Raw genomic sequence first — 6,281 nt, 5'->3', positions numbered from 1 at the left:
GTGCCCCCGGGCCGCGCCGCCCCCCCCCTCCCGGCCCCCGCGACCGCGAGTCCGTCGGCGGCGATCAGAGATCCACCGGAGTCGGCGTCCCCGCTCCGACCATCTCGACTGAAGTCAGCCTTGGAGCGGTAGTGCGCCACCGGCCAACAGCGCGGAGGCGAGCCCACAGGGGCTCGCCTCCCGGTGCGTTGTGCCGGTCACTTGCCGCTCGCCGGGGACGAGCCGTCGGAGGTGTTGCCGCCCTCGTCGGACCCGCCGCCGCCGTGCCCCGAGCCCTTGTTGCTGTCGTCCTGCTGCTTGCCGCCCTTGCCGTCGCCCTTGCCGCCGCCGTGCTTGCCCATGCTTGGGGCTCCTCTCGATGTGGTGGTGTCGGATGGCTGGTGCCGTGCCGTGTCGGCCGCGCTCAGTCTCATTCCTCGGGCCACCCTCAGCGCCTCATCCGGACGGGCGTGCTGCACAGCCAGCCGCACGCGCTCGATACGGACCGAGGAGCGGCTGAACACGCTGACCATGCGACCGTCCGAGGTGGCGGGCAGGCGAGCGAGCCCGGTCGTTGCCTTCTCGGCGGTGCGCATCATGTCCGAAGCGCCTTCGAAGTCCCCACCCCGAGCGGTACTCGTGGCCGCCGACATCAGCAGGCCACCCCGGACGCGCAGCCCGTCGGCGTCGGTGATGCGGCCCCGCTCCACTTCGTCGGCGGCGTGCACGGCCAGGTACCGGGCATCGTCGAGCCGGTTCTGCCGCTGATACGCCCAGGCCACGGAGTTGCACACCATCGCTGCCAGGAGCGGGTCCCCGGAGGCGTCCGCCGCTGCCATCGCCCTTTCCAGACTGGACAGTCCGAGATCGGTCTTACCCAGCCGAATGGCGAGGTGGCCGCCTAGTTGCAGTGCCTTTCCCAGGGCATGCTGCGCTGCCGGTCGGTCCTGCCCCTTGCCGACGGCGGCAGCGAGACGCGCATCACCGATGATCTCGGGAAGCATGCTCATCACGCGACCGAAGTCGGCCTCGTGGTAGAGCGTCCACGCGTCGGCGATCTCGGCCCTGAGCATGGGAAGTGAGAGGTCGTCGGCACTGTCCGGGGTGGGCGGTGGAGCGAAGAGCGGCGGCGTGATCGCACGGCGCACGGCCACGAGCTCCGGTGGTTCGGTGTCCCCGGTCGAGGGGACGGCCGGTGGGTCGCCCAGCAGCGCCGTCAGCTCGACGTCGAGGCCCTTGGCGAGGGCGTGCAGGGTGGGCAGCCGTGCTGACTACTTCCGCCGTTGCTCCAGCTTTCGGACCACGTCCACGGAAATGCCGGCCTTCGTGGCCAGACCTTCCTGCGTGAGATCGGCCATCCTCCGGAGCTCGGCCAGGCGATCTCCAAGGTGCTCGATAGCCATGCGCCGACAGTACGCCTCGGCTGCCGACCATTGGTCGACCACTCGGCGAACGCGGAACGGCCCGGGCCCGGCTCGGCCTCCTCGGCCGCGTTCGAACGGCTTGGCCCGGCAGGTCCCCGGGCCCGGTGGCGATGCTGCCGACCGGTTGCCACCGGGCCCGGGGACATGGAGTTGCGGGCGTCGGGAGGGCTGCCCCCGGTGCAGGAAGTCGGCCCGGCCGACTTCCTACTCCGGGGGAGCGGGGGTGGTGTTCCCGGTCAGTTCACGGCTGCGTTGCCCACGCCGTCGCGGCAGGACAGGGCGTCGATCTCGGACGCCGTGGGCCTGGCCTCGTTGCGCGTGTCCAACGGCACCTTGGGCAGGTTGTTCTGGAAGTCGCGGTCCCACTCGTTGCTCACCGCGTACTTCTTCATGGCCTCCCGCAGGATCTCGCAGTCCTTGCGGTGGCCCTTCGCGAGGGCGACGCCGTAGTCGTTGGCCGCCCCGAACGCGATCTCCGGCACGACCGCGAGCGTGGGTTCCGCCTCCATGAAGCCGTAGAGGATCAGCTGGTCGGTGGAGACCGCGTCCACCCTCCCCTCCTTGAGCTCCTTGACGCAGGTCCCCGCGTCCTCCTGCTCGCTCAGCCGCACCTTGCTGTAGGAGGGCTTGTTCAGTTCCGACGCGGACGTCGTGCTCCGCCAGACGCACACCAGCTTGCCGTCGAGGTCGCCGGTGCTCCGGAACCGGTCGCGGTCGTCCGCCCGCACGAGGACGCCCTGCTGGCCGGAGGCGTACGGGCCCACGAAGTCGAGACCCTCCCCCTCGCCGTTCTCCTTGAACGGCCGCATGCGCTGCTCGGTGATCGAGTAGGTGGCCACCACGAGGGCGAAGGTCTCGTTCCGCAGGAAGGGGGCGCGGTTCTTGGACAGGACGCCGTCGAAGAACGGCGTGCCCCCGTTGACCCGTTCCAGGAGTTCCCTGGCCACGGTGACGTCCAGCCCGACGAACTCGCCGGAGTGCAGTTCGAGGCCGGTCCCCGGCTGGTCGCTCTTCACCCCGACCCGTACTTGCTTCCCCTCGCCGAGCAGGGGCTTCTTCGCCTCGCCCCCGCAGCCGGTGAGGGCGAGGAGGGCGGCCACGGCGGCAGCCCGGATCGCCGGTACGTCCCGACGCTTACCCGTCACGTGCTTCCCCCAGGATCGTCGTCAGTCGTTGAAGAGCGTTCCGCGTGCCGCCACCTGCATGCTGCAGCCGGGCCCGGTGCGTACGGTGACGTCGATGGTCACCTCGCCGCGGCTCCCGCCGAGGTCGAACTCGACGACGGCTTGCGCGGGCACCCGCTTGGTCGTCGGGGTGACTCCCGGCGTGGTCGGCGTCAGTGTCGCCGTCGTCTTGTGGACACAGGTGGGGGACGTCGGGTTGTCGTCCGAGACCGTCAGCGCGAGGCGGAGGTGGTCCCGGACGTTGTCGGCCGTCGAGGCGGGCACCACCAGCGTGCGCGTCCCGGCGACGGCGCCGGCCAGGGGCTGGCCGCCCCGGACGGAGATCTCCACGGTGATCTCGCCGTTGCGCCGGACGTCCTCCAGTCCGGCCAGACCGAGGAGCGCGAGGACCAGCGCGGAGGACAGGAGCAACAGGCCGGCCGTGGACGGCTTGCTCGGCACCGCTGCGGGCGCCGACCCCTTCGGGCCCTTCGCGGCCGCCCCGCCGATGACGCACAGGACGGCCACGACGAACGCGGCGGAGAGGGCGAGGTAGAACCAGAGGTACTGGTGCTGCGGACCTCCCGGCCAGGACAGGACGGCGTAGACGGCGGCGGCGACCGCTGCCAGGAGCGGCAGCAGGACCACGACCGGCAGCGAGTCGCCGTTCCGCCCGTTGCCGAAGTTGAAGATGCTGCCCGCGCCGATGGTGCTGCCGACGATCGTGCGGTCGCCGGTCGAGGTGACGGATGGCGGCCCGTTCGCGGCCGGGGGTTCCGTCACCGGGTGTCGCCGAAGTTGAAGGTGTTGTTGTCGCCGAAGCTGCCGCCGACGATCGTCCGGTCGCCGGTCGAGGTGTTCGTGACGGGCCCGGCGGGCGCCGTTCGGACGAGGTCCACCAGCCGTTCCGCGGAGAGGCCGCTCGTCGTCGCGCTGCCGAGCCACGAGGACAGTGCCTGGGCGAGACGGAGGCGCTCGGCATCACCGAGGCCGCTGAGCAGGGTGTCCACCTGTTCCTCGGGCAGGTGGTGACGGTCGAGGGCTTCGGCCACCTCGTCGGAGTGGCGTCCGAAGAGCCGACGGAAGAATCCCTGGCCCGCGTCCAGGGTTCCCCCGGCTACGCGTTGGGCGGCTTCCTGTGTCAGGTGTGTCCCGAAGGTGGTTGCAGCGACGGTGAAATACGGAGCAATCGCAGTGATGTCGGCGAGCAGTTCGGACATGACCCCTGGCCCCCCCAGTACGTCTCGGCCACACGCTGATAGCTGTGTCGACAGGGATGGTAGCGATCGGGGGACCGCAGCGCATCAGGCTTGCTGGGCTGACTGTCCGTCAGTTGCCGGGATCGGAGGGCGATGTGGTGGCGGTCGGGGCTGCCGGCCCGTGGACCCGGGTGCGTCGAGGCTGCCGGCGGTCCTGGTGTTCGCCCCGGTGCGGGACCGGAGGACGACGCGTCGGCCCTTCCGGGGACCGGGCCACCTGTCGGGCCGGGCTCCGGGGGAGGGGGATTCCTCGTTCGGGCCGAGTGGCGATCCGGAGGGAACGTCCTGGTATCGCAAAAGCCCCGCCCCGCCGAGCACCCAGCTTGGCGGGGCGGGGCTTTCGTGCTCCGGATCGTTCGGAGGTCAGGCGTGGTGGTCGAGTTCGCCGGCCTTGATGGCGTGGAGGAGACCGGTGAATGCGGTCGGGGTGGTGCGGAGGATGACGTCTCCGTCGTCGGACTCGCGGAGCTCGATCAGCCCGTCCGTGAGACGTACTTCGACGCACTCGTTGTTCGCTGCGCTGTAACTCGACTTCTGCCAAGCATGGGTGCTCATGGGGCCTCCGCGATCTGGGTGGGGAGGGCATCGGCGCTGCAGTTTCACCGCCGGAGGTTAGACATGCTGGTCGAGTTCGCCGGCCTTGATGGCGTGGAGGAGGTTCGCGAAAGCGACTGGTGTGGTGCGGAGGATGACGTCCCCGTCGTCGGACTCGCGGAGCTCGACGATGCCTCCAGCCGGTCGGACCTCGACGCACTCGCTGGAGGCGCCACTGTAGCTGGACTTCTGCCAAGCATGGGTGGTCATGGGGCCTCCGTGATCTGGGTATCGACGCTACAGATCCGCCGCCTGTGGTCAGGCGTGGTGGTCGAGTTCGCCGGCTTTGATGGCTTGGAGGAGGTTCGCGAAGGTGATGGAGTCGGTGTGGACCATGACGCCGGGGTCATCGGACTCCCGCAGCTCTACCGCCCCATCGACGGTGCGGATCTCGACACACTCGTCGTGTGCACCGCTAAAGGTGGACTTCTGCCAATCCTGGTCAGGCATACCTACCCTCAACTTCCTTCATGACGGATCGAATGAGCTCCAGTGACTCATCCTCGGGTAGGGCGGTGGCTTCCAATCGAGCGAACACTGATCGGTAGCTTGCCAGGTGTGCTGGCGAGTCGAAGAACTGGACGGCTTGGGCGACGTCCATCTGCACGGTGTCCAGCTCGGGGGTCACACCCTCGGCGAAGGTGAGGTTCTCGCTGGACCCGGGAAAGGTGTCGGCGCTGAACGGCATCACCCGGATCGAGACGCCAGACATCTCGGAGGCACCTGCGAGAGCGGAAAGCTGCTCCACGAGGATCCTTGGTCCACCGAACTGCATGCGCAGTGCTGCCTCGTGGATGAACGCCAGGTAGGGGACCTGCTGAGAGTGAAGGACCTGTTGCCGCTTCATCCGGAATTCGGTTCTCAGGTCGATGTCTTGCTGTGTGGGAAGTGGCGTGGCGCGCGCGAACACCGCTGCGGCGTAGGAACGCGTCTGGAGAAGACCGGGAATGTACGTGGTCGTGCAGGTGTAGAGCCTTCGGGCGTGGCCCTCGACCTCTGCCACTTCGAGGAAGTCGGTCGCCAGGGCTCCCCGGTACTCCTCCCACCAGCCCTTCTTTCGTTCCACCGCCATGTCGGCGAGGGCGTCGATCAAGGGAGTGTTTCTGCACGCGCAGGCGGCGGCCACCGTCCGTAGCCTGTCGGAGCTGACGCCGATCTTGCCCGTTTCCATCTGCGTGACCTGCGTGGGGTTCAGCCCGAGGGCGCGTGCGAGCTGACTGCCGCCGAGACCGGCCTGCTCTCGCATCTTCCGCATCTCGGCGCCCAGACGGCGCTGGCGCAAGGTCGGGTCGCGTCGAAGCGGCATGTCGTCCTTTCGGGGTGGCTTGGGACCAGTCTGCCGCGCGCGCCATGAGGCGGTCCAACCATGCGTGGGCGGCCCGGATGCTGCGGTTCCCCCGCAAGGGGGAATCTTCCAGATCGCGCCTTCAATTGAAGACGCTCTGGGCTATCGTCAATGTCACAGCGATCCGACGGGTCGTCAGTAACGCTTGTTCGTACGGGCGGCAGGCGCCTGCTGCCCTCTCGCACCGCAGAGCAGCCATGGCCGGGCCTGGCTCACGGTGACGCATCCGCCGACGCTCACCCTCCCCACTCGCACGACCTCACTCGGAGGTTCCCCATGCGTGCCTTCAACCCGCCCGACTGGTCCGCCGCCCGCGAGGAGCTGCGGGACGTGCTCGCCCTCGCCTGCTGGCCGGACGACCTGATCCGCGACGCCGAACTCGCCCTCCACGAGCTGTACGTCAACGCCTGGCGCCACGCGGACTGCCAGGCCCCGACCGTCGTGGTCGTCCTCCTCCCCACCCGCACCGTCCGCGTCTCCGTCGCCGACGACAGCCCCACCCTCCCCGAACCCCGCA

At 69.3% G+C, this 6,281-nt stretch carries 8 protein-coding genes and 1 pseudogene; 1 reads left to right on the top strand and 8 read right to left on the bottom strand.

Annotated elements, in window-relative coordinates:
* Positions 1 to 401 precede the first annotated feature (401 nt).
* From ACFWIC_RS40440 to ACFWIC_RS40405, 8 genes and pseudogenes are all read right to left on the bottom strand, one after another.
* Positions 402 to 1,382 (bottom strand): annotated as a pseudogene (locus ACFWIC_RS40440) (helix-turn-helix domain-containing protein); the annotation flags it as partial.
* A gap of 257 nt (positions 1,383 to 1,639) precedes the next feature.
* Positions 1,640 to 2,548 carry a transporter substrate-binding domain-containing protein gene (locus ACFWIC_RS40435; RefSeq protein ID WP_329949419.1) on the bottom strand — a complete coding sequence of 303 codons (909 nt, stop codon included), beginning with the start codon at positions 2,546 to 2,548 and terminating at the stop codon, positions 1,640 to 1,642.
* Between the two features lie 21 nt (positions 2,549 to 2,569).
* Entirely contained in the window at positions 2,570 to 3,349 is a 780-nt protein-coding gene (locus ACFWIC_RS40430; protein WP_380359409.1) for a hypothetical protein, read from the bottom strand.
* Positions 3,346 to 3,786: a hypothetical protein gene (locus tag ACFWIC_RS40425; protein ID WP_329882028.1), complete on the bottom strand. Its 441-nt coding sequence runs from the start codon at positions 3,784 to 3,786 to the stop codon at positions 3,346 to 3,348. Before ACFWIC_RS40425 ends, ACFWIC_RS40430 begins: the two co-directional genes overlap by 4 nt.
* 402 nt (positions 3,787 to 4,188) lie before the next feature.
* Positions 4,189 to 4,380: a DUF397 domain-containing protein gene (locus tag ACFWIC_RS40420; protein WP_329882029.1), complete on the bottom strand. Its 192-nt coding sequence runs from the start codon at positions 4,378 to 4,380 to the stop codon at positions 4,189 to 4,191.
* A 57-nt stretch (positions 4,381 to 4,437) separates the two neighbouring features.
* Positions 4,438 to 4,629, bottom strand: coding sequence for a DUF397 domain-containing protein (locus ACFWIC_RS40415; protein ID WP_380522137.1), 192 nt, complete (start codon positions 4,627 to 4,629; stop codon positions 4,438 to 4,440).
* A gap of 48 nt (positions 4,630 to 4,677) precedes the next feature.
* Positions 4,678 to 4,869 (bottom strand): DUF397 domain-containing protein, encoded by a 192-nt coding sequence (locus ACFWIC_RS40410; protein ID WP_380364499.1) that lies wholly within the window; start codon positions 4,867 to 4,869, stop codon positions 4,678 to 4,680.
* On the bottom strand, positions 4,862 to 5,725 hold the full coding sequence (locus ACFWIC_RS40405) for a helix-turn-helix domain-containing protein (protein ID WP_380364501.1): 864 nt from the start codon (positions 5,723 to 5,725) through the stop codon (positions 4,862 to 4,864). The genes ACFWIC_RS40410 and ACFWIC_RS40405 overlap by 8 nt, the downstream gene beginning before the upstream one ends.
* A 315-nt stretch (positions 5,726 to 6,040) precedes the next feature.
* Here ACFWIC_RS40405 and ACFWIC_RS40400 point away from each other — a divergent pair.
* A partial coding sequence (locus ACFWIC_RS40400; protein ID WP_380522135.1) for an ATP-binding protein occupies positions 6,041 to 6,281 on the top strand: 241 nt, incomplete at its 3' end.

Origin of the sequence: Kitasatospora sp. NPDC127035 (genome assembly GCF_042726075.1) — a bacterium.
GTDB lineage: Bacteria > Actinomycetota > Actinomycetes > Streptomycetales > Streptomycetaceae > Kitasatospora.
The sequence above is the reverse complement of the archived record's forward strand: the minus strand, read 5'-3'. Positions and strand labels throughout refer to the sequence as shown.